The 21490-nt window shown below is 69.3% G+C and carries 25 protein-coding genes; 16 read left to right on the forward strand and 9 right to left on the reverse strand.

Annotated features, from left to right (window positions below):
* The first annotated feature begins 186 nt into the window (after window positions 1-186).
* The gene (locus ACWEMY_RS24650; protein ID WP_375931555.1) at window positions 187-741 is read left to right on the forward strand and encodes a hypothetical protein; all 555 of its coding nucleotides are present in this window, start codon (window positions 187-189) and stop codon (window positions 739-741) included.
* A gap of 15 nt (window positions 742-756) precedes the next feature.
* On the forward strand, window positions 757-1200 hold the full coding sequence (gene aroQ / locus ACWEMY_RS24655; RefSeq protein WP_452391922.1) for a type II 3-dehydroquinate dehydratase: 444 nt from the start codon (window positions 757-759) through the stop codon (window positions 1198-1200).
* On the opposite strand, the gene ACWEMY_RS24660 is transcribed toward aroQ, so the two are convergent.
* Window positions 1197-1643 carry a nitroreductase/quinone reductase family protein gene (locus ACWEMY_RS24660; protein WP_375935544.1) on the reverse strand — a complete coding sequence of 149 codons (447 nt, stop codon included), beginning with the start codon at window positions 1641-1643 and terminating at the stop codon, window positions 1197-1199. The genes aroQ and ACWEMY_RS24660 overlap by 4 nt on opposite strands.
* 181 nt (window positions 1644-1824) lie before the next feature.
* On the opposite strand from ACWEMY_RS24660, the gene ACWEMY_RS24665 reads away from it, so the two are divergent.
* Genes ACWEMY_RS24665 through ACWEMY_RS24675 form a run of 3 tightly spaced genes read left to right on the forward strand, consistent with a single transcriptional unit; the run spans window position 1825 to window position 3783 of the window.
* The gene (locus ACWEMY_RS24665; protein ID WP_452391923.1) at window positions 1825-2730 is read left to right on the forward strand and encodes an ABC transporter ATP-binding protein; all 906 of its coding nucleotides are present in this window, start codon (window positions 1825-1827) and stop codon (window positions 2728-2730) included.
* Entirely contained in the window at window positions 2727-3557 is an 831-nt protein-coding gene (locus tag ACWEMY_RS24670) for an ABC transporter permease (protein WP_452391924.1), read from the forward strand. The genes ACWEMY_RS24665 and ACWEMY_RS24670 overlap by 4 nt, the downstream gene beginning before the upstream one ends.
* Entirely contained in the window at window positions 3547-3783 is a 237-nt protein-coding gene (locus ACWEMY_RS24675; protein ID WP_278261087.1) for a helix-turn-helix transcriptional regulator, read from the forward strand. Before ACWEMY_RS24670 ends, ACWEMY_RS24675 begins: the two co-directional genes overlap by 11 nt.
* Window positions 3784-3829: 46 nt before the next feature.
* On the opposite strand, the gene ACWEMY_RS24680 is transcribed toward ACWEMY_RS24675, so the two are convergent.
* Complete coding sequence (locus ACWEMY_RS24680; RefSeq protein WP_452391925.1) at window positions 3830-4699, reverse strand: NAD(P)-dependent oxidoreductase; 870 nt, start codon at window positions 4697-4699, stop codon at window positions 3830-3832.
* Window positions 4700-4844: 145 nt separating this feature from the next.
* On the opposite strand from ACWEMY_RS24680, the gene ACWEMY_RS24685 reads away from it, so the two are divergent.
* A complete protein-coding gene (locus ACWEMY_RS24685) occupies window positions 4845-5186 on the forward strand; it encodes a winged helix-turn-helix transcriptional regulator (RefSeq protein WP_375931572.1) in 342 nt (113 codons plus the stop codon).
* A gap of 1 nt (window position 5187) precedes the next feature.
* Here ACWEMY_RS24685 and ACWEMY_RS24690 read toward each other — a convergent pair whose 3' ends face one another.
* Window positions 5188-6321 (reverse strand): glycerate kinase, encoded by a 1134-nt coding sequence (locus tag ACWEMY_RS24690; protein WP_452391926.1) that lies wholly within the window; start codon window positions 6319-6321, stop codon window positions 5188-5190.
* 74 nt (window positions 6322-6395) lie between these two features.
* Between ACWEMY_RS24690 and ACWEMY_RS24695 the strand changes: the two genes are divergently transcribed.
* A complete protein-coding gene (locus tag ACWEMY_RS24695) occupies window positions 6396-6707 on the forward strand; it encodes a GNAT family N-acetyltransferase (protein ID WP_375931578.1) in 312 nt (103 codons plus the stop codon).
* Here the strand turns inward: ACWEMY_RS24695 and ACWEMY_RS24700 are convergent.
* The gene (locus ACWEMY_RS24700) at window positions 6701-7462 is read right to left on the reverse strand and encodes a lysophospholipid acyltransferase family protein (protein WP_452391927.1); all 762 of its coding nucleotides are present in this window, start codon (window positions 7460-7462) and stop codon (window positions 6701-6703) included. The genes ACWEMY_RS24695 and ACWEMY_RS24700 overlap by 7 nt on opposite strands.
* 108 nt (window positions 7463-7570) lie before the next feature.
* On the opposite strand from ACWEMY_RS24700, the gene ACWEMY_RS24705 reads away from it, so the two are divergent.
* The 3 genes from ACWEMY_RS24705 to ACWEMY_RS24715 all read left to right on the forward strand — a co-directional run bounded on the left by ACWEMY_RS24705 (window position 7571) and on the right by ACWEMY_RS24715 (window position 9473).
* Window positions 7571-8209: a YqgE/AlgH family protein gene (locus ACWEMY_RS24705; RefSeq protein ID WP_375931584.1), complete on the forward strand. Its 639-nt coding sequence runs from the start codon at window positions 7571-7573 to the stop codon at window positions 8207-8209.
* A 62-nt stretch (window positions 8210-8271) separates the two neighbouring features.
* Entirely contained in the window at window positions 8272-8781 is a 510-nt protein-coding gene (locus ACWEMY_RS24710) for a sigma-70 family RNA polymerase sigma factor (RefSeq protein WP_375931587.1), read from the forward strand.
* A complete protein-coding gene (locus ACWEMY_RS24715; RefSeq protein ID WP_452391928.1) occupies window positions 8778-9473 on the forward strand; it encodes an anti-sigma factor family protein in 696 nt (231 codons plus the stop codon). The genes ACWEMY_RS24710 and ACWEMY_RS24715 overlap by 4 nt, the downstream gene beginning before the upstream one ends.
* Before the next feature lie 53 nt (window positions 9474-9526).
* On the opposite strand, the gene ACWEMY_RS24720 is transcribed toward ACWEMY_RS24715, so the two are convergent.
* The 3 genes from ACWEMY_RS24720 to ACWEMY_RS24730 all read right to left on the reverse strand — a co-directional run bounded on the left by ACWEMY_RS24720 (window position 9527) and on the right by ACWEMY_RS24730 (window position 11904).
* Entirely contained in the window at window positions 9527-10309 is a 783-nt protein-coding gene (locus tag ACWEMY_RS24720; protein WP_452391929.1) for an ABC transporter permease, read from the reverse strand.
* Window positions 10306-11292, reverse strand: coding sequence for an ATP-binding cassette domain-containing protein (locus ACWEMY_RS24725; protein WP_452391930.1), 987 nt, complete (start codon window positions 11290-11292; stop codon window positions 10306-10308). Before ACWEMY_RS24725 ends, ACWEMY_RS24720 begins: the two co-directional genes overlap by 4 nt.
* An 84-nt stretch (window positions 11293-11376) precedes the next feature.
* The gene (locus ACWEMY_RS24730) at window positions 11377-11904 is read right to left on the reverse strand and encodes an EXLDI protein (protein WP_452391931.1); all 528 of its coding nucleotides are present in this window, start codon (window positions 11902-11904) and stop codon (window positions 11377-11379) included.
* Between the two features lie 141 nt (window positions 11905-12045).
* Between ACWEMY_RS24730 and ACWEMY_RS24735 the strand changes: the two genes are divergently transcribed.
* The 5 genes from ACWEMY_RS24735 to ACWEMY_RS24755 all read left to right on the forward strand — a co-directional run bounded on the left by ACWEMY_RS24735 (window position 12046) and on the right by ACWEMY_RS24755 (window position 17584).
* On the forward strand, window positions 12046-13785 hold the full coding sequence (locus tag ACWEMY_RS24735; RefSeq protein WP_452391932.1) for a thiamine pyrophosphate-binding protein: 1740 nt from the start codon (window positions 12046-12048) through the stop codon (window positions 13783-13785).
* The gene (locus tag ACWEMY_RS24740; protein WP_452391933.1) at window positions 13782-14441 is read left to right on the forward strand and encodes an SRPBCC family protein; all 660 of its coding nucleotides are present in this window, start codon (window positions 13782-13784) and stop codon (window positions 14439-14441) included. The genes ACWEMY_RS24735 and ACWEMY_RS24740 overlap by 4 nt, the downstream gene beginning before the upstream one ends.
* 2 nt (window positions 14442-14443) lie before the next feature.
* Window positions 14444-15457 carry a 3-oxoacyl-ACP synthase III family protein gene (locus ACWEMY_RS24745; RefSeq protein ID WP_452391934.1) on the forward strand — a complete coding sequence of 338 codons (1014 nt, stop codon included), beginning with the start codon at window positions 14444-14446 and terminating at the stop codon, window positions 15455-15457.
* A complete protein-coding gene (locus tag ACWEMY_RS24750) occupies window positions 15454-16470 on the forward strand; it encodes a pyridoxal phosphate-dependent aminotransferase (protein ID WP_452391935.1) in 1017 nt (338 codons plus the stop codon). Before ACWEMY_RS24745 ends, ACWEMY_RS24750 begins: the two co-directional genes overlap by 4 nt.
* Before the next feature lie 97 nt (window positions 16471-16567).
* Entirely contained in the window at window positions 16568-17584 is a 1017-nt protein-coding gene (locus ACWEMY_RS24755) for a DUF6670 family protein (RefSeq protein ID WP_452391936.1), read from the forward strand.
* 45 nt (window positions 17585-17629) lie between these two features.
* Here the strand turns inward: ACWEMY_RS24755 and ACWEMY_RS24760 are convergent, their stop codons facing one another.
* Together ACWEMY_RS24760 and ACWEMY_RS24765 are read right to left on the reverse strand one after the other, a co-directional pair.
* Window positions 17630-17956 carry a hypothetical protein gene (locus tag ACWEMY_RS24760; RefSeq protein ID WP_452391937.1) on the reverse strand — a complete coding sequence of 109 codons (327 nt, stop codon included), beginning with the start codon at window positions 17954-17956 and terminating at the stop codon, window positions 17630-17632.
* A gap of 86 nt (window positions 17957-18042) precedes the next feature.
* On the reverse strand, window positions 18043-18450 hold the full coding sequence (locus ACWEMY_RS24765; protein ID WP_452391938.1) for an SdpI family protein: 408 nt from the start codon (window positions 18448-18450) through the stop codon (window positions 18043-18045).
* A 158-nt stretch (window positions 18451-18608) separates the two neighbouring features.
* Between ACWEMY_RS24765 and leuS the strand changes: the two genes are divergently transcribed.
* Window positions 18609-21455, forward strand: a complete 2847-nt coding sequence (leuS, locus tag ACWEMY_RS24770) for a leucine--tRNA ligase (protein WP_452391939.1) — start codon at window positions 18609-18611, stop codon at window positions 21453-21455.
* Window positions 21456-21490: the final 35 nt, after the last annotated feature.

Raw genomic sequence — 21490 nt, forward strand, 5'->3', positions numbered from 1 at the left:
GCGGATCTCGCATTTGTCCGGCGATTCAAGCCGAGGGTACCCACACCCACCGACAGCCAACCGCCCGCGGTCACCGGACCGGCCGCGATTCCCGGGCCGTTCTCGCAGAGCGCAATCCCGCGGTTCCGATACGGCGTAATCTTGTAATCACCGTTACAGACGCAATACCGAGAGCAGGTGATCGCCATGGGCGACAGCCATCGCGACCGCGGATTCGGCCGCCCCGGCGGCTGGCAGCAAGCCGATCTGCCGGACCCGGCCGACGCCGCGGACTGGTTCGCCGGACGATTGCCCGACGACTGGTTCACCGGCCCGCCGGAGCTCGAGATCGACCGCGACGAGATCGTGGTGGTCGGCGAGCTCCCGCGACCCGACGGCGCCTCCGCGGCGACCAGGGAGGGCGCGCTGGCCCGCTGGCGCGAGTCGACCCGCCCGGCCCGCATGCAGATCGCCGACGAGGCCCGCCGCCGTTACGGCCGCAGCGTCGCCTGGGGTGTGAACCTGGACGGCAAGCGAATCCTGTTCACCCACTTGGCGGTCCCGGTGATGACGCGCCTGCGCCAGCCCGAACGCCAGGTGCTCGACACCCTGATCGACGCGGGCGTGGCCCGCTCCCGCGCCGACGCCCTGGCCTGGACGGTGAAACTGGCGGGCAAGCACGCCGAGAGCTGGCTCGCCGAACTCCGCGATGCCATGCGCAAGGTCGACGACCTGCGTGCCGAGGGGCCGACCGGGTTGTGACCTAGAGTGGCCTGCATGGATACCGAGCCGGCCGACCCGATTCTCGTGCTCAACGGGCCGAACCTGAACATGCTCGGTACCCGGCAGCCGGAGGTGTACGGGTCCGACACCCTCGACGACGTGGTCGCGCTGTGTGAGCGCACCGCCGCGAAGTTCGGGCGCGAGGTGGTGGCCTTCCAGTCCAATCACGAAGGCGCGCTGATCGACCGGATCCACGCGGCGCGGGGCGCGGTGGCGGCCATCGTGATCAATCCCGGCGGGCTCACCCACACCTCGGTCGCGTTGCGCGACGCGCTGGTGATCCCGGAGGTGCCGATCGTGGAGGTGCACATCAGCAATGTGCATGCGCGCGAGGAGTTCCGGCACCACTCCTTCATCTCCCCCATCGCCACCGCGGTCGTCGCCGGGATGGGTATCCAGGGCTACGCGGCGGCGATCGAGTTTCTCGCGCAGCCCTAGGCCACGCGGAAGACCGGGAATCCCGGTGCGATAGCGGCCAATTCGTCGTCGGTCGCGTTCTTGTCGAGTCCTTCGAAGAAGCGGCCGACCTCCCAGCCCCACTTCTCCAGGTAGAGGCGCAGCAGCGGAACCTTGTCGGCGTCGGCGATCTCGACGCCGGTGAAGGGTTCGATCCTGCGGCCGAGGCGCAGTTCGCCGGTGCCCGCGGCGCGCAGGTTGCGCACCCACTGGGTGTGCCCGCGCGGGGCGACCAGGTAGCGCTCGCCGTCGGCGGCGGTCATCAGGTTGACCATGGTGGTGCGCCACTGCCCGCTCTTGCGGCCGCGCACGGCGAGCAGCCTGCCGCCCGCGACGCTGATGCCCAGGCGGGGCAGCCAGTTGACGACCTTGGTCATGATCGGGTCGATTCCGGTGGGGCCGAGGTAGCGGGTGGCGTTGTCCATGCTGATCACTCCTGAACTGTGAGCACTGCTCTCTGTTGAGCACAAGCATGCGCGCCCCAGGGGGCCATTGTCAAGAGCAGTGCTCTCGTTTTCCGATATGCCGGATTTCGCCGAAGTATTGCCGCGATGGAATGTAGTACTTATGCTACATATCATCGAAGGTCGATGACTGGGAGGAATCATGACTTCGAAGAACGGCGTCGTTCTCGACGTCCGGCGATTGCAGATGCGCTACGGCGACACCGACGTGCTGCACGAGGTGACATTCCAGGCGCACCGCGGCGAAGTGCTCGTCATGCTCGGGCCCAACGGCGCGGGCAAGACCACCACGATCGAGATCCTCGAGGGGTTCCGCAGGAGGTCGGCCGGCCGGGTCGACGTGCTGGGGGCCGATCCCGAACACGGTGACGAGCAATGGCGCGCCCGCATCGGCGTGGTGCTGCAATCCTGGCGTGACCACGCCAAATGGCGGGTGCGCGAGCTGCTCTCGCATCTCGGTTCCTACTACGAGCGGCCCTGGGAGATCGACCAGCTGCTGGCCCTGGTCGGGCTCACCGAGCAGGCGGGGGCCAAGATCGCCACCCTGTCCGGCGGCCAGCGCCGCAAGCTGGATGTGGCGATCGGTGTCGTCGGCAAGCCCGATCTGCTGTTCATGGACGAGCCGACCGCCGGTTTCGACCCGGCCGCCCGCCGCGACTTCCACGACCTGGTGCACCGGCTGGCCGACCTGGAGGACACCACCGTCCTGCTCACCACCCACGACCTGGACGAGGCCGAGAAGCTCGCCGACCGGATTCTCATCCTGGCCGGTGGCCGCATCATCGCCGACGGCTCCCCCGACGAACTGTCACGCTCCATCGCCGGGGAGGCGCAGGTGAGCTGGACGATCGACGACCAGCGTTTCGTGCACACCACCACCGAGTCCACCAAGTTCGTGCACGAGCTGTTCAAGCAGCACGGTGAGGCCATCGCCGATCTCGAGGTGCGCCGCGCCTCGCTGGAGGACACCTACATGACCCTGGTCCGGCGCGCGGAATCCGGCGAGGACAGCGCGCCCGTCCACACTCTCGCGGAGGTCACCCGATGAGCAAGCCAGGTATCCAGCGGGGCCTGATCGAACTGCGGCAGGCGTTCACCAACGCGCCCGACCTGATCGGCCAGTTCCTCACCCCCGCGATCACGCTCGGCGTGCTGTACCTGCTGCGCAACCGCGACTACGACGGCGGCGAGCTGTCGATCGCCGAGCTCGCGCTGCCCGGCCTGCTGGGCGCGATCATCGCCTTCAACGGCATGTACGCCGTGATCAACGTGCTGGTGCTCGACCGGGAGGACGGCACGCTGCTGCGCGCCAAGGCGGTGCCCAAGGGCATGAGCGCCTATGTCGTCGGCAAGATGGTGTCCAGCTCGGGGACCCTGGTCGCCCAGGTCGTTATCGTGCTCGGTGTGGGCATGCTGATCATCGGAGGGTCCTCGCTGAGCGGGGCGGGCGCGTTGGCGACCTTCGTGTGGGTGCTGGCGCTGGGCATGCTGGCCGTGCTGCCCGTCGGCGCGATCCTGGGCAGCCTGCTCGACACCCGCACCGCCTTCCTGCTGACCATGCCGCTGATGGGCCTGGTCGCCATCTCCGGCATCTTCTACCCGATCACGGCGCTGCCGGGCTGGTTGCAGGTGGTGGGTCAGGTGTTCCCGATGTACTGGCTCGGCCTGGGCATGCGCTCGGCCCTGCTGCCCGGCGAGGCCGTCGCCGTGGAGATCGACCAGTCCTGGCGGCACCTGGAAACCGCCGCGGTACTCGGTGTCTGGGCCGTGATCGGCTTGCTGGTGGCGCCGATCGTGCTGCGGCGCATGGCCGAACACGAGTCCGGCGCCGTTATGGCACAACGAAGGGAAAAGGCGATGCAGCGTGCCTTCTGAGGTCATCTACAACCGCATCGCGATGTTGCGTGCCGAGCGCGGCATCTCGCGACGCGACCTCGCCGAGGCGCTGGGCGTGCACTACCAGACCGTCGGCTACCTCGAGCGCGGCGAATACAGCCCCAGCCTGCACCTGGCGCTGCGGATCGCGGCCTACTTCGAGGTGGCGGTGGAGGTGGTGTTCGCCACCGAACCGTTCCCCCGCCTCGGCACCGGCACCGCGTGACCCCACCGTCCGGCACCCCTCGGTGCCGGACGGTGTCGCGCGTGGATCACGCTGTGCCCCTGATCAATTCAAAGGTGGATACCGGCTTGCCCGTGGCCTCGCTGGCGGCGACGGCCTTGCGCCAGTAGCTCTGGGCCAGGTGGGAGAAGGTGGCGTCGACGCCGACCTCCTCGCTGGCGTCGATGATGTGCTGGGCGCCGGCGTCCATCATCTTCAGGCTCGCCAGGTCGGCCCAGCCGCCGTTCTGGTTGGCGGTGGCGAACTCCTGCATGAAGTAGGGGTAGGCGTCGCTGGAGCGCACCGCGAAGGGGATGAACTGGTCGATGTCGTGGCCGGAGCGGGCGATCACGGCCAGTGCCTGGTCGAAGGCCAGCAGCCAGGGGTGGAAGACGGTCAGCAGCGCCTGGTAGTAGATCTGGGCCAGGCCGTCGTCGGCGCCGAGGTATTCCTGTGGGCTGAGCGGGCGCAGCAGCTCGGCGTGCGCGTCGAACACCTCCCGCGGGCCGCTGTAGAAGATGTAGGACGCGGGGTGGGCGATATTGTCGCCGGCCGACATGACCCCGCCGGAGAGGAACTGCGCGCCGCGCTCGCGCACCCACGCCGCGCCCTTGCGGGCCTGCTCCGGTGAATCCGAGGACAGGTTGGCGATCACCTTGCCCGCCAACGCTTCCGGCGCCTGGCCGAGCACGTCGTACATGGCGGCGTAGTGGGTCAGGCTCAGTACCGACACCTCGTTGGCGGCCAGCGCCTCGGCGACCGTGGCGGCCCGCTTCGCGCCCAGTTCGACCATGGCGTCGACCTTGGCGGTGCTGCGGTTCCACACCGTCACCTCGACACCTGCCGCGAGGAATGCGCGCACCATGGCCTGCCCCATGGGCCCCAGACCGAGGACGGACACGGATTTCTGCTCGGACATTCTCTGCCCCTTCATTTCTCGAAGCTGGATTCTTTCGGCGCCGGAACCCATGGTGCTCGGCCGGGGCGAGGCCGGGAAGACCGCACGTGGAAGTGTGGTTGCTTACCTGGAGGTCCGAAATACGGTCGGGAGAGGTGCGCGGGACATGAACAGTGATCCAGATCACGACATCTGTGGCATGAGCCTGGCCATCGATGTGGTCGGCGGCAAATGGAAGATGCACCTCATGTGGGTGCTCGGCGAGGGCCCGCAGCGGTTCGGGCAGATCCGCAGGCTGCTCGACGGGGTGAGCGAGAAGGTACTCACCGAGAACCTGCGCCAGCTCGAGGCCGCGGGCGTGGTGCACCGCGAGATCTACGCCGAGATCCCGCCCCGGGTCGAGTACTCGCTCACCGCGCTCGGCGAGACGCTGCGCGACGCCCTGGCCGCACTCGAGACCTGGGGCAACGAGCACCGGGCCGAACTGGTCGGCCGGGTCGCCTCATGACCTAGAGGTACTCCATGGCGATGCGCTCGCCGATGCGCTCGAGCAGCGGCACCGCCTCGGCCATCGAACGCGCCGGATCGGACTCCAGATCGCTGAGCGGATAGCAGCGCCGGAAACCCGCGGCACGAATCTCCCCGGGCGACAACAGGGTTCGCCCGACCGCCGCCACCACCGGCACCCCGGCGGCCTTGGCCGCCGCGCCAACCCCGACCGGCGCCTTGCCGTGCATGCTCTGGTGATCCAGCGACCCCTCCCCGGTGACCACCAGCGCCGCGCCGTCCACCAGCGCGTGGAACTCGAGCAGCTCGAGCACCACGTCGATCCCGCTGCGCACCTGCGCGCCGAGCACCGCCAGCGCCCCGAATCCGGTACCGCCCGCGGCGCCCGCGCCGGAGATCTCGGCATAGCCGGTGCCCAGGACCGCGGCCCAATTCGTCAAGGCCGCTTCCAGTTCCAGCATCTGTTTCGGGCTCGCGCCCTTCTGCGGCGCGTACACCGCGACGGCACCGGCCGGGCCGAGCAGCGGATTGTCGACATCACAGGCCAGCGTGAAGCTCGCCTGCGCGATGGCCGGATGCAGCCCGGCCCGGTCCACCCTGCGCACCTCGGCCAGCAGGGCCGACACATTGGAACCCGCTGCGCGCACACCCAATTCGTTGCCGCCGCCGTCGAGCAGGCGCAGGCCCAGCGCGCGCAGGAAGCCCGCGCCGCCGTCGGTCGACGCGCTGCCGCCCAGGCCGAGCACGATGTCGCGGGCGCCGTGGTCGAGCGCGTGCGCGACCACCACGCCGAGCCCGAAGGTGTCGGCACCGAGCGGATCGAGCCTGCCCCCTGGCAGTTTCACCAGACCGACCGCGGCGGCCAGCTCGACGACCGCGATGTCACCGTGACGGGCGTAGACCGCCCTGGACGGTTCGCCGGTGGGTCCCGGCGCGGCCACCGGCACGGCCTGCCAGCCCCCGGCGACGAACGCGTCGACCATGCCGTCACCGCCGTCGGCCACCGGCACCCGGCGCACGTCGGCGAGTGGCCTGCGCCTGCTGATTCCGGTCGCCAGCGCGTCGGCGACCTCGGCGGCGGTGAGGGAACCCTTGAACTTGTCCGGGGCGAGCACCACGCGCGGTCCGATGGTCATCTGGCCATTGTCCGGGCTCGGACCGAAACCCGCCATACGCATTCCGGGACCGGCCGGCGGGGTAGTTTCGACCCATGGCGACCGAGGTCCGCAACAACGCCGCGCTCGAGCGGTTCGAACTCACCGCCGACGGGCAGCCCGCCGGCTATATCGAGTACCAGGACACCGGCGCCGAGCGCGCGCTCGTGCACACCGAGATCGCGCCCCGGTTCGAGGGCCGCGGGCTGGCGAACGTGCTGGTCCAGGCCGCGCTGGACGCCAGCAGGGCCGAGGGTTTCAGCGTGCTGCCGCTGTGTTCGGTGGTATTGCATTTCGTCCAGACCCATCCCGGCTACATCTCGCTGGTACCGCAACGCTCGCGCGAACTGTTCGGTCTGCCTCAATAGCGCGCGACCGCGCCGTCGACGGCCTGCTGCAACTCCTCCTTGACGAACCGGGCGATGTCACCCGGCCGCTGGGGCAGCTCGGCGACCGGCGCCCGGAAGTAGACCGCCGCCGACACCACCTCCTGGCCGCTGGGCTCGACCTTCGGGTCGGGGCGCGGCCCGTAGCTCATCCCGAGCGCGACCAGCGCCGGTGCCGCGTCGAGCTTGGCCGCGCGGAAGGCGATGTGGCCGATACCGCTGCCGATCGACTGCACCGCCGCCGGGTCGACGTCGTTGCAGGTGCCCTCCGGGAAGATCGCCAGGTGATCACCGCCGGCCAGGCGCTGCGCGCAGACGTCCATCATCCGCTGGCCCGCCGCGTTGACCGCCCGGATGCCGTGGTCCTTGCCGCGGAACACCGGGATACCGCCCATCATGTCCACCTTGCGGCGCTGTTCGGGATCGAGGAACAGTTCGTCCTTGGCCAGCACCCGCACCCGCCCGATCTTGCCGCGCAGCGGCGAGCGCCAGGCGGTGGCGGCGACGGTGTAGGGATCGCTGGTGGACAGGTGGTTGATCGCGTAGATCACCGGCCGTCCGCTGCGCACCAGCGCCCGCAGGCCCGCCTTGGCACCTTCGGCGAAGAACACGCGCGGACGGTAGCGCCGGGCCAGCACCGCATAGGAGGCGAGCGCCTTCCACCGATTCTGCTGATGTCGCAGGTAGTAGTCGTACACGGCGGCGTCGTCTTCGAGCAGAACCTCGGGCGCATGCATGAGCCGACCCTACCGTCCGCGGTGACGGGCACCCCGGACGAGAAATTTTCCCGATCCGAGGCCTTCCGTGGGAAGCGCGACCCACCGGTCCAATGCGATGATGACTCGGTGGCACGCGGAGACGACCCGGACGAACGGCGTACGCGCGACGGGCGCGGGGACGACCGGCGGCCCGGACAGCCCGCGCGCGGGGTCCGGGCAGGCAATCTGCTCGTGTCGGCGATCGACCTGGTCGAGCCGACATTCCGGCGCACCGTCGTGTACGTGATCGAGCACAACGACGCGGGCAGCCTCGGGGTGGTGCTGAACCGGCCGAGCGAGACCCCGGTGATCGATGTGCTGCCCGACTGGGCCGAGCTGGCCGCCGCCCCGTCCGACCTCTACATCGGTGGGCCGGTCAAGCGCGATGCCGCGCTGTGCCTGGCCACCCTGCACGCGGGCGCCGACATCACCGATGTGCGCGGGCTGCGCCGCGTCGACGGGCGGGTGGTACTGGTCGACCTGGACGCCGATCCGGCCGAGATCGGCCCGCTGGTGGAAGGCGTGCGCATCTTCGCCGGATACGCGGGCTGGTCGATGGGCCAGCTCGGCGGCGAACTCGACAACGACGACTGGGTGGTGGTCTCGGCCCTGCCCGGCGACCCGCTCGCCACCGACCAGCACGATCTGTGGGCCGCGGTGCTGCGCCGTCAGCCGCTGCCGCTGGCCCTGCTGGCCACCCACCCGATTGAACTCGAACGCAACTGATCCCGTTACTCCATCGACAGAGGGAGTGACCCATGAACACCGAGCAGTGATCAGGACCGCCGATGGACGACGGTCGCGACGAACTGATGCGCGCGCTCTACGCCGAGCACGCGCCCGCGCTGTGGCGTTTCACCCTCGGCCTGGTGCGCGATCCCGGCCGCGCCGAGGACATCGTGCAGGAGACGCTGCTGCGGGCCTGGCAGCGCCCCGCCGTCCTGGAACAGACCGAGACCTCCCCGCGCGCGTGGCTGTTCACCGTGGCCCGTAATCTCGCCGTCGACGAGCACCGCAGCGCCCGTCATCGCCGCGAGTTCGGCACCGACACCCCGCCCGAGCAGGTGAGTCCCGATCAGTCCGACCGCGCGCTGGACGGCTGGCTGGTCGCCGACGCGCTGAGCACGCTCAGCGCCGATCATCGCGAGGTGATCGTGCGGGCCTACTACCGCGGTCTCGGCATGCAGCAGATCGCCGACGAGCTGGGGATTCCGCCGGGCACGGTGAAGTCGCGGCTGCACTACGGCATGCGCGCGATGCGCCTGGCCTTACAGGAGATGGGGGTGACGAACCGATGACCGACCTCGCCGACGAGTACAGCACCTGGGACGCCGCCTATGTCCTCGGTTCGCTGGGGGCCGCCGAACGCCGCGAGTACGAGACCCATCTGCTCGACTGCGGGCACTGCCAGGAGGCGGTGGCCGAGCTGTCCGGGCTGCCGGGCCTGCTCGCCCTGGTCGACCGCGAGACCGCGCTGGCCATGATCGACCCCGAACCCGCGCCCGCGCGAGTGCCCGATCTGCTGCCCGTACTCGCCGCGGCCGCCGAGCGCAGGCGGCAGCGCCGCCGGTGGCTGGGGATCGGCAGCGCGGTGGCGGCCGCGGCGGCCGCGGTCGCCATCGCCGTGCCGGTGACCATGACGGTGGCCCGCTCGGACCCGTCCACCGCCCAGATCGTGGCCGCCCAGCAGCTGCGCGCCGTCGAGCAGACCCCGATCAGCGCGGAGGTGAAACTCCTGCGCGACGGCGAGCGCACCCGCCTGGTGATGACCTGCCGCTACGCCCCCAGCGCCTACGGTTCCGGCTACACCTGGAGCTACGGCCTGGTCGTCACGACCGGTGACCAGCGCATCGCCCTGGACCAGTGGCCCGCGGGCCCCGGCACCGAGCTCACCGTCGAACGCACCATCGACGCGGCCCCTGAATCGATCGAATCCGTCGAGATCACCTCGACCGATTCCGGCCGCACGGTCCTGATCGCCGAGCTCTGACCACGCGAAATCCGGCCGCCCGGGGTGGGCGGCCGGATTCGTGGTGCGGAGGATCAGGCGGTCTGCTTACGGAAGATCGACTTCGACCAGAAGTAGCCGCCCCCGGCGATCACGGCGCACCAGCCCAGCGAGACCCAGCCGTTGGCGCCGATCTCGGTGCCCATCAGCAGCCCGCGCAGCGTCTCGGTGATGGGCGTGAACGGCTGGTACTCGGCGAACTGGCGCAGCCCGACCGGCATGGTGTCGGTGGACACCAGCCCGCTGCCGAGGAACGGCATCATCACGATGGGAAACGGTGTGTTGCTGGCACTTTCCGGCGTGGGCGAGAGCAGGCCGAGGGCGATGGCCAGCCAGCTGAACGCGAAGGTCACCAGGGTGAGCAGGCCGAGGGCCGCGATCCATTCGACGAGACCGGCATCGGGCCGGAACCCGATCAGCAGCGCGACACCGGTCATCATCGCCATGCCACCCAGCGCCTGCACGAGCGCGCCGAGCACATGCCCGGTGAGCATGGCCGACTGCGAGATCGCCATCACCCGAAAGCGATTGACGATGCCCTTGCTCTTGTCGGTGGCGATGGACACGGCCACCGACACGGTCATGTACGCGGGCAGCAACAGCAGCATGCCCGGGGCGAGATAGTCGATGTACTCACCGCCGGAGGACTTCTCCAGCGCCCCACCGAAGACGTAGTTGAACACCAGCAGCAGCACGGTCGGCATGACCAGGATGCCGAACACCATGCTGGGATAACGCTTCGCGTGGATCATGTTGCGCCGCAACATTGTCAAGGTATCGGCGAAGGCGCTGTCCGGGGTAGCGGTCTGGACGCTCATGCCAGGGACTCCTGTTCGGTGGTGGCGCCGGTGAGGGTGAGGAAGACATCGTCGAGATTCGGGGTGTGCACGGAAACCCCACCCGCTTCGAGGTTCTCGGCATCGAGCCGGTCGAGCACCGCGCGCAGCGAGCGCACGCCGCCGTCGCTGGGCACGGCGAGGGTGAGCCCGTCGCCGCCGTCGAGCACGCGTGCGGCCCGGCCGAAGGCGTGGCGGGCCGCGTCCAGGGCGACGTGATCGGCGAAGTCGATCCGGATGTGGCCGCCGGGGACGAGCCGTTTCAGTTCCGCCGCAGTGCCTTCGGCGACGATGCGGCCGTGGTCGAGCACCGCGATGCGGTCGGCGAGCTGATCGGCCTCCTCGAGGTACTGGGTGGTGAGGAAGACGGTGACGCCCAGATCGTCGACCAGGCCGCGGATGATCTCCCAGATGGCCCGGCGGCTGCGCGGGTCGAGGCCGGTGGTGGGCTCGTCGAGGAAGATCACCCGGGGGTCGCCGACCAGCGTCATGGCCAGGTCGAGCCTGCGGGTCATGCCGCCGGAGTAGGTGCCCGCGGGCTTGTCGGCGGCCTCGGCCAGGTCGAAGCGGGCCAGCAGTTCGGTGGCGAGGTCGCGGGTGGCGCGGCGGGGCAGATGGTTCAGATCGCCCATCATGTGCAGGTTCTCGCGGCCGGTCAGCAACTCGTCGACCGCGGCGAACTGGCCGGTGACGCCGATGAGCCCGCGCACCCCCGCCCGGTCGGCCGTCACATCGTGCCCGCCGACCGCGCACTCACCGCCGTCGGCGCGGATCAGCGTGGTGAGGATCTGCACGGTGGTGGTCTTGCCCGCGCCGTTGGAGCCGAGCAGCGCGAAGACGGTGCCTTCCGTGACGGTGAGGTCGATACCGTCGAGGACCGTGTGCTCGCCGTAGGCCTTGCGCAGGCCGCGTGCGGTGATGGCCGAGTTGACCATGGTCGTCCCTTTCCAGAGAATTGCATTCATTGCTGCGAATATGTGCATGAGTTATCGACACGTCCCCCCCGGGGGGCGTGGTGGTGAGGTGGGTGTGCGGTTGTCGGCGAGGAGCTAGATGTCGAGTTCCTCGATCTGCGGGTGTTCGACGATGTCGGCCACCTTGCGGTACAGCTTGTCGGGGATGCAGCCCTTCAACGCGGTGACCTCGTCGAAGATCTCGTACTCGTAGTCACCCCAGTCGAAGGCGCGGTCGCCGATACCGAAGAAGCGGCGCCAGTACTTCCACTCCTTCATGTCACCGGCGGCCGGACCGGTCGGGTAGTCGCTCCAGGCCGCGGTGTGGGTGTGCAGCACGAGCTTGCCCTTGCGACTGCGGTAGACGGTCAGGTTGCGCACCTGCTCGTCGCCCATCTCCTGCCATTCCCCCAGCAGCGAGCCCTGGAAGCGCACCTGACGGGCCCCGTCGCGCCCCACCTGCAACACGATCTCCTCGAAGCCGGCCTCGCGGCCTTCCTCGAGGTGGATCAGCCTGCGCAGTGCGGTGACGACCGTGCTGGACAGATTGCCCCCGACGAGTTCCTGCGCCCGCCGGAACAGGGGCAGATCGTCGTCGGCTACGTAGATCGTCTTGTTGGGCATGAACTCACTATACGTAGATGTATACGTACACACAAGGGGAAGTTTCCCGCCGATCCGATGAACCCCCGTCCCGCGCGCTCCGTAGTACCGGTTGGAGGCGGCCCGCAGGCCGCCGGGAACGCGCCGCGTGGAGGAGTGCCGATGCCGGACCGAGTGGTGGACTACCTGGTACGGGCGCTGGCCGAGCGGGGCATCACCCATCTCTTCGGTGTCGACGGCGCCAATATCGAAGACCTCTACGACGCGATCTTCGACGCGGACGGGCTGATGACCGGCGTCGTCGCCAAGCACGAATTCTCGGCGGCGACCATGGCCGACGGCTACGCCCGCAGCACCGGCGGACTCGGCGTCGTCGCGGCGACCTCCGGCGGCGGGGCGATGAATCTGGTGGCCGGACTGGCCGAGTCCTACGCGTCACGGGTGCCGGTGCTCGCGCTGATCGGACAGGCCCCGACCGCACTGGAAGGGCTCGGAGCGTTCCAGGATTCGAGCGGACTGGCCGAATCCATCGACGCGCGAGCGCTGTTCGCGACGGTGAGCCGCTACTGCGCTCGGGTCACCGACCCGGCGGCCCTGCCCACCCAGCTCGCGGAGGCGATCGCTGCCGCCGAGGCGGGTGGACCTTCGGTGCTGCTGCTACCCAAAGACATTCAGCAGCACGACATGATGGCGACCACCTCCCACGACGGTGCCTCGCCGCGAAACCCAGCCGACCACCGGCGCGAACTCCGGGTCGAGGACACCGGCGGACACGCGACAGCCGGACCGGCGGCTCGCGCGCAGAGGGCGATCGTGACCTCCCGCGTCGGCGGAGCCTTCGTCGCCGGATTGCGGGCGGGCTCGGTGGTCGTCATCGCCGGTGACCAAGTCGCCCGCGACAACGCCCGCCCCGAACTGGCCGCGCTCGTCACCGCGCTGGGCGCCTCGATCGGCCTGGCCCCGGACGCCAAAGACGTCTACCCGAACGACAGCCCCGCCTACTGCGGTGTCGCCGGGAGCATGGGTCATCCCGAACTGCTCGACGCGCTGACCTCGGCGAGCGCGTGCCTGCTCATCGGCACCCGCCTCCCGGTGACCACCCGCGCCGGACTCGAATCCGCCCTGACCGATCGGCCCCTGCTGAGCATCGGCGCCCTCCCGCCCTATCTGCCGTCCACCCACCTGACCAGCACAGACCTCGCCACCACCCTCCGCGAACTGCTCCCCCACCTCGATCGACCCGCCGCACCGGCAGCCGCCCGCGAACCCACCCCGCTGCCCGTCCCCGAGTCCGACGGCCCCGGCCTGCGCTATCGCGCGGTCGTCGAATCCCTCCAGGCCGCACTGCCCGCCGGCGCCGACATCTTCGCCGACGCGGGCAATACCGGTGCCTCGGTGGTCCACCACCTGCGCGTGCCCGACGGCGGACGCTTCGTGGTCGCGCTCGGCATGGGCGGGATGGGCTATGCCTTCGGCGCGGGCATCGGCTCGGCCTTCGCGCGCCGCGACGGACCGCATCGCACCGTCGTCATCGCCGGTGACGGCGCGTTCTTCATGCACGGCATGGAGATCCACACCGCCGTCGAATACGACCTGCCCATCACCTTCGTGGTCTTCAACAACAACGCGCACGCCATGTGCGTCACCCGCGAACAGCTCTTCTATCGAGACCGATACAGCTTCAACCGTTTCCGACCGGCGCGGATCGGCGCTGGCGTCGCCGCCATGTTCCCCGGGCTCGAGGTCCACACCGTCGAGCAACCCGCCGACCTCACCGAGGCCCTGCGCCAGGGCTTCGCCACCACCGGTCCGGCCTTCCTCGAAATCCTTTGCGACGCCGACGAAATCCCGCCGTTCCAGCCCTTCTTGTCGACCATCGAATCCGCGAGGAGAACACCGTGACGACCAGCGCCCTGCCCGCACTCAGCGACATCCCCGACCAGGTGGTGCCCGGTGTGCTGCGGATCGAGAACTCCGATCGCGAGGCGACCACGCCGATCATCATGGACATGCTGCGGTCGGTGTACCCGCACGACCAGATCTTCGGCGAGTACTGCCCGGTGCAGACCTATATCGCGGCGCCACCGCGCGAGGTCTTCGAGTACCTGGCCGACACCCGCTCGCTCGAGGAATGGACCTACAGCCTGCGCGGCTTCACCGAGACCGACGAGCCGGGGCTGTGGCTGTCCTACGACCGGCTCGGCGACAGCACCAAGTGCTACACCCGCACCGTCGCCCATCCCGAGGCCATGACCGTGGACTACCACTGCGCCTGGGACCAGTCCGCGCACCTGTGGATGATCTACCTGATGCGGGTGGTCGACGCGCAGGTGGTGTTCGACAAGCCAGGCTCGGTGGTGCTGTGGGTGAACTGTCACCACCCCTTCTACGACGAGAACGGCTATCCCGAGACCGCGCCGCCCGGACGGCCGGTGTGGGTCGGTGACTTCTGGGAGATGTTCTCGGCCGGTCACCAGCTCGAACTGGACAACCTCAAGGCCATCTGTGAATACCGTGCCGCCCACGGGCTGCCGATCAAGCCGGAGTGGATGCAGTGAACATGCCCGCAGTGAGCCTGGTCGACGTCGCGAGCCATCTGCCCGGCGACCCGGTCTCCACCGATTACTTCACCCGATACTCGCGCTCGGAGCGGATGGCCAAGAACGTGATGTTCCGGTCGCCGACCGGACGCCACCACGTCTCCCGCGACGACACCGCCGTCGACCTGGCCGAACACGCCTTCGCCGCACTGCGCGAACGCCACGGTGACGGCCTGGCCGCCGAGCTCGACATCATCATCACCCACACCCAGCTCCCCGACAATCCGGTGCTGGGCGCGGGCCCCGAGCTGGCCCGGCGCCTCGGCGCGCATCCCACCCACGTGCTCGACGTACACAACGGCGGCTGCGCGGCCTTCGTGCACATGATGGCGCTGGCCCGGATGATGATGGCCACCAGCGAGGCGAAGACGGCCCTGATCGTCGCCACCCAGAACTGCGCGGGCCCGGTGTTCACCCAGCCCGAGATCCGCAAGCTGGCCCAGGCCCCGGTACCCGGCGACGGCTGCGGAATCGGCCTGCTGCGCAAGGACGATTCGGCACCCATCCTCGACATCGAATGCCGCACCTATCCCGAATTCGCCGGTGACATGGACTTCTCCACCAACGGCCCGCGCAAGTACTGGGAGCCCGGCGAGGGGCAGGGGTGCGTGAGTTTCACCGAATCCAAGATCACCAAGGTGTTCGCGCGCGGCAACCGGCTGGTGCCCGAGGTGGCGCTGGCGGTGTGCGAGCACATCGGGGTCAAGGGCCGCGATATCGACACCTTCGTCACCAATCAGCCGAACCGGCTGTTCCTGCGCAACTGGACCGACGCGCTGGAACTGCCCGCCGAACGGCACCCCGACACCTTCGACCAGTGCGGAAACCTGTTCGCCGCGGGCATTCCGGTGACCTTGGATATCGAGAACCGGGCGGGCCGGTTGCGCAACGGGTCGGTGGTGCTGCTGTCGGCGTTCGCGCACGCGGGCGATTTCGCCGGTGCGGCGGCGGTGCGCTGGGGTGCGGCGCGATGACCCTGCTCGCCGAACCCACCATCCCCTCCCGGCGTTTCGCCACCGGGAGCACCCGGTTCGATCTCAGCCTCAGCGAGAACCCTTTCCCACCACTGCCTTCGGTCATCGCGGCGGTGCACGAGACACTCACCCACGCCAACCGGTATCCGGAGTTCCTGCCCGAGCAGCTGCCGCGGCTGATCGCCGAGCATCTCGGTGTGCGGCCGGAGGAGGTGGTGGTCGGCTCGGGTGCCACCGGCGTGGCGCTGCAGGTGATGCGCGCCCTCGGTGACGGTGAACTCGTCACCAGCACACCGACTTTCGACGGCTATCCGGTGATGGCGGAGATGACCGGGATGACGCTGGTCCCCGTCCCGCTCGACGCGGCGGGCAATCAGGACCTGCCCGCCCTGCGCCGCGTGGTGAACCGCCGCACGGCGCTGGTCGTGGTGTGCCGCCCGCACAATCCGACCGGCACGCTGCTCGACGCGGGCGCGGTCCGCTCGTTCCTGTCCGCGGTCGGCCGCAAGATCCCCGTCCTGCTCGACGAGGCGTACGTCGAATTCCTCTCCCCCGCCGATCATCTCGACATCCACGACCTGCTGCGCAAACATCCCAATCTGCTCATCCTGCGCACCTTCTCGAAGGCGTACGGTCTGGCCGGCCTGCGGATCGGCTACTGCCTGGGCCGCGCGCCGCTCATCGACCGCGTCCGTCACCAGCAACTTCCCTTCGGCGTCCCCACCGCCGCCGTGGCCGCCGTGCGCGCCAGCTACGCCGCCGAGCGCGAACTCCGCGACCGCGTCACCCGGATCAACCAGGAACGCGACCGCCTCCGCTCCGCCCTCCACGCCGACGGCATCATCACCCCCGAAAGCCACGCCAACTTCCTCTTCCTCCCCGGGCCCGGCCCCGCCACCACCCTGCGCCGCGCGGGCATCAAGGCCAAGCCCTATCCCGACGGCAGCGCCCGCGTGGCCATCGGCGACCCCACCGTCTCCGCGGCCATCCACAACGCGCTGACAACGCACTGACCTGCGAGTTCACGATTCGGTCCGTGAATTTACCAAAACGTCAATTGTTTCTGATACTTTGAGTTACGCATACAAAGGTGTTTGCGAAAGGACTTCGATGAGTGTCAGAGATGTTGTGATCCGGGCCGCGCAGCGCGGGGCGTCCGGCTCCTATGCGATGCGGGGTACGCCGTTCGACCCGCAGACCCCGTTCCATCCGCCGCGCGGCCGGTACAGCACCGTGCACTACGGGCTGATGCTGCCCGGGTTGCCCGCGCCGCTGAACTTCGTCGACGTGATCGCGGTGCTCGGTCAGCCGCGAATTCCGCTGTGGCGCAACGACCATCTGATCGAGACGACCGATGCCGATACCGCCAATCTGCTGATCGGGGCAGGGGTGCGCTTCCCCGGGCAGTTCCGGGGGTATCAGGTGGCGCGGGACATGGAGCTGGCACCGGATACGAGCCTGGTCCGCTTCGGGGAGGACTTCCGGCTGGAGGGCCGCTACCCGGACTTCACCGTCACCTACCGTAATCCGGCGTTCGACCTGGATCTGCGGGTGCGCGCGACGGACAAGGTGTCGCACTTCGTGGCGCTGCGCGGCGGGCTCTACGACCACTGGTCGCTGCTGTGCCGGTACGAGGGCACCGTCACCCATCAGGGCGAGACCATCGAGCTCGCCGGGCTCAACACCCTCGAATACGCGCGCGGCGTGCACATTCCGCTGCCGCTGCGGTTCTTCACCTACCAGATCATCAATATCGACGACAGCACCCAGGTGCTCATGGTCGAGGTACTCGGCCCGCTCGGGGTGCCCGTGCAGCGGGCGGTCTATCTGCGTTCGCTCACCGACCACGGCGGCACCTACGAGGACGGCTTCCACTTCGCGGTCCAGCGCCTCGAACCCACCCCGCGCCGCACCCCCAACGGCCTGTCCATGCAGCTGGCGTCGCAGTTCAGCTGGGGCGTGAACGACGACAACGGCGACGAGCTGATCGAGATCCACGGCACCACCAACGACGACTACGTCTACGGGATGGCGGGCGGCTACGTCGGCAGCTACGCCTACACCGGCAGGTTCCGCGGCGAGCCGATCACCGGCACCGGCTACATCGAGTACCTCGGCACCCGCTGAGAGCCGTCGGCGGCGGGCAGCACCGCACTGCCCGCCCGTCCGAGCTCAGCCGCCGCCACCGCAGCCGCCACCGCCGCAGCCGCCACCCCCACCACAGCTGCTACCGCTGCCGCCACCGTCACCGGAGTCCCCGCCGAACCACAGGAATCCACCCCCGGTGGCCGCACCGGACGCCGCCGCGCCACCCGAGCCCGCCCGCCACCGCTGACGGCGCGTCCGCAACGGTCGCGAGTCCCGGGTGCCCACCCGCACGCACCCGACCACGAACAGCACCGCGGCCCCGAGCAACACCAGTCCTCCGGCCAGCGGCGACACGATGGCGACGACGACCCCGAGCAAGGCGACGATGAACGCCGCGGCGACAACCTTCATGAACTTCCCCCGTTCAGATGCCTGATTCCGTTGTACCGAAGTCCGGCGTCGTCAGCCACCGATCAGGGGTGACCTGGGGAAAGCGGTCAGTTGGCGGGGGCGCAGGTGTCGCGCAGCGAGCAGCCGCCGCAGGAGGAGCCGCAGCCGCCGACCGGGGCCGGGGGCAGCAGGGGCTCGACGGCGCGGGCCGCGGCATTGGCGCCCGCGCCGAGGGTGAAGATCGCGATGACGGCCACGACGACCGCGACGCCGACCGCGGGCAGCCCACCGGCGACCAGGGCGACCAGCCCACCGGCGAACAGCAGCGCGCCCGCGCCGACCGAGGTGGGGGCGGCGATGCGATTGGCGATCCGGAAGTTGTCGTCGCTGTGCAGGGCGGCCTCGGTGGTGACACCGAGGACGGGATTGCGGGGCAGCTTGCCGAGCAGTCCGAGCACACCGGTCACGATGGCGACCGCGGCCAGCGCGAACAACAGGAGAGCGACGACGACCATTCCTGCAGGCTAGCGCACTCGCGCCACCCCGGACCGAGCGCTCCCCACCGAGGTGACCGCCCACACACCCCGCGGGGCGTGGGAAATCCGATGGCGAAGACGTTCTACCCTGTTAGACGATGTTTACCGGGGATCGGCGAGAACAAGAAGGCAGGACCGTGCAGGACACTCGTACTACCGAGAGTGACGTACCTCAGCACCGGTACAACGCCGAGCTGGCGGGGCGGATCGAGCGGCGCTGGCAGCAGAACTGGACCGAGCGCGGCACCTTCCACGCGCCCAATCCGGTCGGGCCGCTCGCCGGCGACACACCGCGGGACAAGCTGTTCATCCAGGACATGTTCCCGTTCCCCTCGGGCGCGGGCCTGCACGTGGGGCATCCGCTGGGCTATATCGCCACCGATGTGTTCGGCCGCTACCACCGCATGCGCGGGCGCAATGTGCTGCACGCGCTGGGCTACGACGCCTTCGGCCTGCCCGCCGAGCAGTACGCGGTGCAGACCGGCGCGCACCCGCGGGTGACGACGCAGTCCAATATCGCCACCATGCAGCGTCAGCTGGACCGGCTGGGCCTCGGCCACGACCCGCGGCGCTCCTTCGCCACCACCGATCCCGAGTACTACCGGTGGACGCAGTGGATCTTCCTGCGCATCTACAACGCCTGGTACGACCAGGAGGCCGACAAGGCCCGCCCGATCGCCGAACTGGAAGAGCAGTTCGCCAACGGCTCGCGCCCGGTGCCCGACGGCGACTGGAACACGCTGAGCGCGACCGAGCGCGCCGCGTTGATCGACTCGTATCGCCTGGTGTACCAGTCGGATTCGATCGTCAACTGGTGCCCCGGCCTGGGCACGGTGCTGTCCAACGAAGAGGTCACCGCCGACGGCCGCAGCGAGCGCGGCAACTTCCCGGTGTTCCGTAAGCGCATGTGGCAGTGGATGATGCGCATCACCTCCTACTCCGACCGCCTGGTCGACGACCTGGACACGCTGGACTGGCCGGACAATGTGAAGTCCATGCAGCGCAACTGGATCGGCCGTTCGCGCGGCGCGCAGGTGCGCTTCGACGCCCCCGGCGCCGAGACCATCGAGGTGTTCACCACCCGCCCCGACACCCTGTTCGGCGCCACGTATGTGGTGCTGGCGCCCGAGCACGAGCTGGTCGACAAGCTGACCGCCGCCGCCTGGCCGGACGGCACCGAGGCTCGCTGGACCAACGGCGGCGCGGCCACCCCCGCGGAAGCCGTTGCCGCCTACCGTGAGTCGATCGCGGCCAAATCGGATCTGGAACGTCAGGAGAACAAGGAGAAGACCGGCGTCTTCCTGGGTTCCTACGCGACCAACCCGGCCGACGGCAAGCAGGTGCCGATCTTCATCGCCGACTACGTGCTGAGCGGCTACGGCACCGGCGCGATCATGGCGGTGCCCGGCCACGACCACCGCGACTGGGAGTTCGCGACCGCGCTGGGGCTGCCGATCGTCGAGGTGATCTCCGGCGGCGACCTCACCGAGGGCGCCTGGTCCGGTGACGGCGATCTGGTGAATTCCGGCTTCCTGAACGGGCTTTCGGTGGACGAGGCCAAGGCGACCATGATCGGTCACCTGGAGGCCGAGGGCCACGGCACCGGCACGGTGCAGTACAAGCTGCGCGACTGGCTGTTCGCCCGGCAGCGCTACTGGGGCGAGCCGTTCCCGATCGTCTACGACGAGCACAATGTCGCGCACGCGCTGCCGGAATCCATGCTGCCCGTGGAACTTCCGGAGATGGAGGACTTCGCGCCGGTCACCTTCGACCCCGACGACGCGAACTCCGAGCCGTCCCCGCCGCTGGCCAAGGCCACCGACTGGGTGCACGTGGAACTGGACCTGGGCGACGGCCCGCGCACCTACCGCCGCGACACCAATGTCATGCCCAACTGGGCCGGTTCGTCCTGGTACCAGCTGCGCTACGCCGACCCGACCAATACCGAGACGTTCTGCGCCGAGGAGAACGAGAAGTACTGGCTGGGCCCGCGCACGGCCGAGCACGGCCCGAACGATCCGGGCGGCGTCGACCTGTACGTCGGCGGTGTGGAGCACGCGGTGCTGCACCTGCTGTACGCGCGGTTCTGGCAGAAGGTGCTGTTCGACCTGGGTGATGTCTCCGGCAGCGAGCCCTACCGGCGCCTGTACAACCAGGGTTACGTGCAGGGGTACGCCTACACCGACGAGCGCGGCGCGTACGTGCCCGCCGTCGAGGTGGTCGCGCGCGGCGACAAGTTCTACTGGACCGGCACCGACGGTGTCGAGATCGAGGTGAACCAGGAGTACGGCAAGATCGGCAAGTCGCTGAAGAACGCGATCGCGCCGGACGAGATCTGCGACCTGTACGGCGCCGACACCTTCCGCTTCTACGAGATGTCGATGGGTCCGCTGGACACTTCGCGCCCCTGGTCGACCAAGGATGTCGTCGGCGCGCAGCGATTCCTGCAGCGCGTGTGGCGCCTGGTGGTCGACGAGGAGACCGGATCGGTGAAGGCCACCGACGCCGCGCCTTCGGAGGAGACCCTGCGCCTGGTGCACCGCACCATCGCCGGGGTGGACGAGGACCTGGCCGCGCTGCGCGACAACACCGCGGGCGCCAAGCTGATCGAGCTGACCAACCATCTCACCAAGAACTACCCCGACGGCGCCCCCCGCGCCGCCGTGGAACCGCTGGTGCTGATGCTGGCCCCGCTGGCCCCGCACATCGCCGAGGAACTGTGGGAACGCCTGGGGCACACCGCTTCCCTGGCTCACGGCCCCTTCCCGATCGCCGACCCGGCGCTGCTGGTCGCCGATTCGGTGGAGTACCCGATCCAGGTGAAGGGCAAGGTGCGCAGCCGCATCCAGGTCCCCGCCGACGCCGACCCGGCCGCCATCGAGGCCGCCGCGCTGGCCGACGAGAAGGTCGTCGCCCTGCTCGAGGGTCAGGCACCGCGCAAGGTGATCGTGGTTCCGGGCAAGATGGTCAATATCGTTCCCTGAGCCTGAAAAACGCGGCGCCCCGGTCCTTTTCGGTC

The sequence above is a fragment of the Nocardia sp. NPDC004415 genome (assembly GCF_053602435.1).

Coding starts and splice junctions, on each gene's coding strand:
- ACWEMY_RS24650 (WP_375931555.1), top strand. CDS start 187: ATGGGCGACAGCCATCGCGACCGCGGATTCGGCCGCCCCGGCGGCTGG.
- aroQ (WP_452391922.1), top strand. CDS start 757: ATGGATACCGAGCCGGCCGACCCGATTCTCGTGCTCAACGGGCCGAAC.
- ACWEMY_RS24660 (WP_375935544.1), bottom strand. CDS start 1,643: ATGGACAACGCCACCCGCTACCTCGGCCCCACCGGAATCGACCCGATC.
- ACWEMY_RS24665 (WP_452391923.1), top strand. CDS start 1,825: ATGACTTCGAAGAACGGCGTCGTTCTCGACGTCCGGCGATTGCAGATG.
- ACWEMY_RS24670 (WP_452391924.1), top strand. CDS start 2,727: ATGAGCAAGCCAGGTATCCAGCGGGGCCTGATCGAACTGCGGCAGGCG.
- ACWEMY_RS24680 (WP_452391925.1), bottom strand. CDS start 4,699: ATGTCCGAGCAGAAATCCGTGTCCGTCCTCGGTCTGGGGCCCATGGGG.
- ACWEMY_RS24685 (WP_375931572.1), top strand. CDS start 4,845: ATGAACAGTGATCCAGATCACGACATCTGTGGCATGAGCCTGGCCATC.
- ACWEMY_RS24690 (WP_452391926.1), bottom strand. CDS start 6,321: ATGACCATCGGACCGCGCGTGGTGCTCGCCCCGGACAAGTTCAAGGGT.
- ACWEMY_RS24695 (WP_375931578.1), top strand. CDS start 6,396: ATGGCGACCGAGGTCCGCAACAACGCCGCGCTCGAGCGGTTCGAACTC.
- ACWEMY_RS24700 (WP_452391927.1), bottom strand. CDS start 7,462: ATGCATGCGCCCGAGGTTCTGCTCGAAGACGACGCCGCCGTGTACGAC.
- ACWEMY_RS24710 (WP_375931587.1), top strand. CDS start 8,272: ATGGACGACGGTCGCGACGAACTGATGCGCGCGCTCTACGCCGAGCAC.
- ACWEMY_RS24715 (WP_452391928.1), top strand. CDS start 8,778: ATGACCGACCTCGCCGACGAGTACAGCACCTGGGACGCCGCCTATGTC.
- ACWEMY_RS24720 (WP_452391929.1), bottom strand. CDS start 10,309: ATGAGCGTCCAGACCGCTACCCCGGACAGCGCCTTCGCCGATACCTTG.
- ACWEMY_RS24725 (WP_452391930.1), bottom strand. CDS start 11,292: ATGAATGCAATTCTCTGGAAAGGGACGACCATGGTCAACTCGGCCATC.
- ACWEMY_RS24730 (WP_452391931.1), bottom strand. CDS start 11,904: ATGCCCAACAAGACGATCTACGTAGCCGACGACGATCTGCCCCTGTTC.
- ACWEMY_RS24735 (WP_452391932.1), top strand. CDS start 12,046: ATGCCGGACCGAGTGGTGGACTACCTGGTACGGGCGCTGGCCGAGCGG.
- ACWEMY_RS24745 (WP_452391934.1), top strand. CDS start 14,444: ATGCCCGCAGTGAGCCTGGTCGACGTCGCGAGCCATCTGCCCGGCGAC.
- ACWEMY_RS24750 (WP_452391935.1), top strand. CDS start 15,454: ATGACCCTGCTCGCCGAACCCACCATCCCCTCCCGGCGTTTCGCCACC.
- ACWEMY_RS24755 (WP_452391936.1), top strand. CDS start 16,568: ATGAGTGTCAGAGATGTTGTGATCCGGGCCGCGCAGCGCGGGGCGTCC.
- ACWEMY_RS24760 (WP_452391937.1), bottom strand. CDS start 17,956: ATGAAGGTTGTCGCCGCGGCGTTCATCGTCGCCTTGCTCGGGGTCGTC.
- ACWEMY_RS24765 (WP_452391938.1), bottom strand. CDS start 18,450: ATGGTCGTCGTCGCTCTCCTGTTGTTCGCGCTGGCCGCGGTCGCCATC.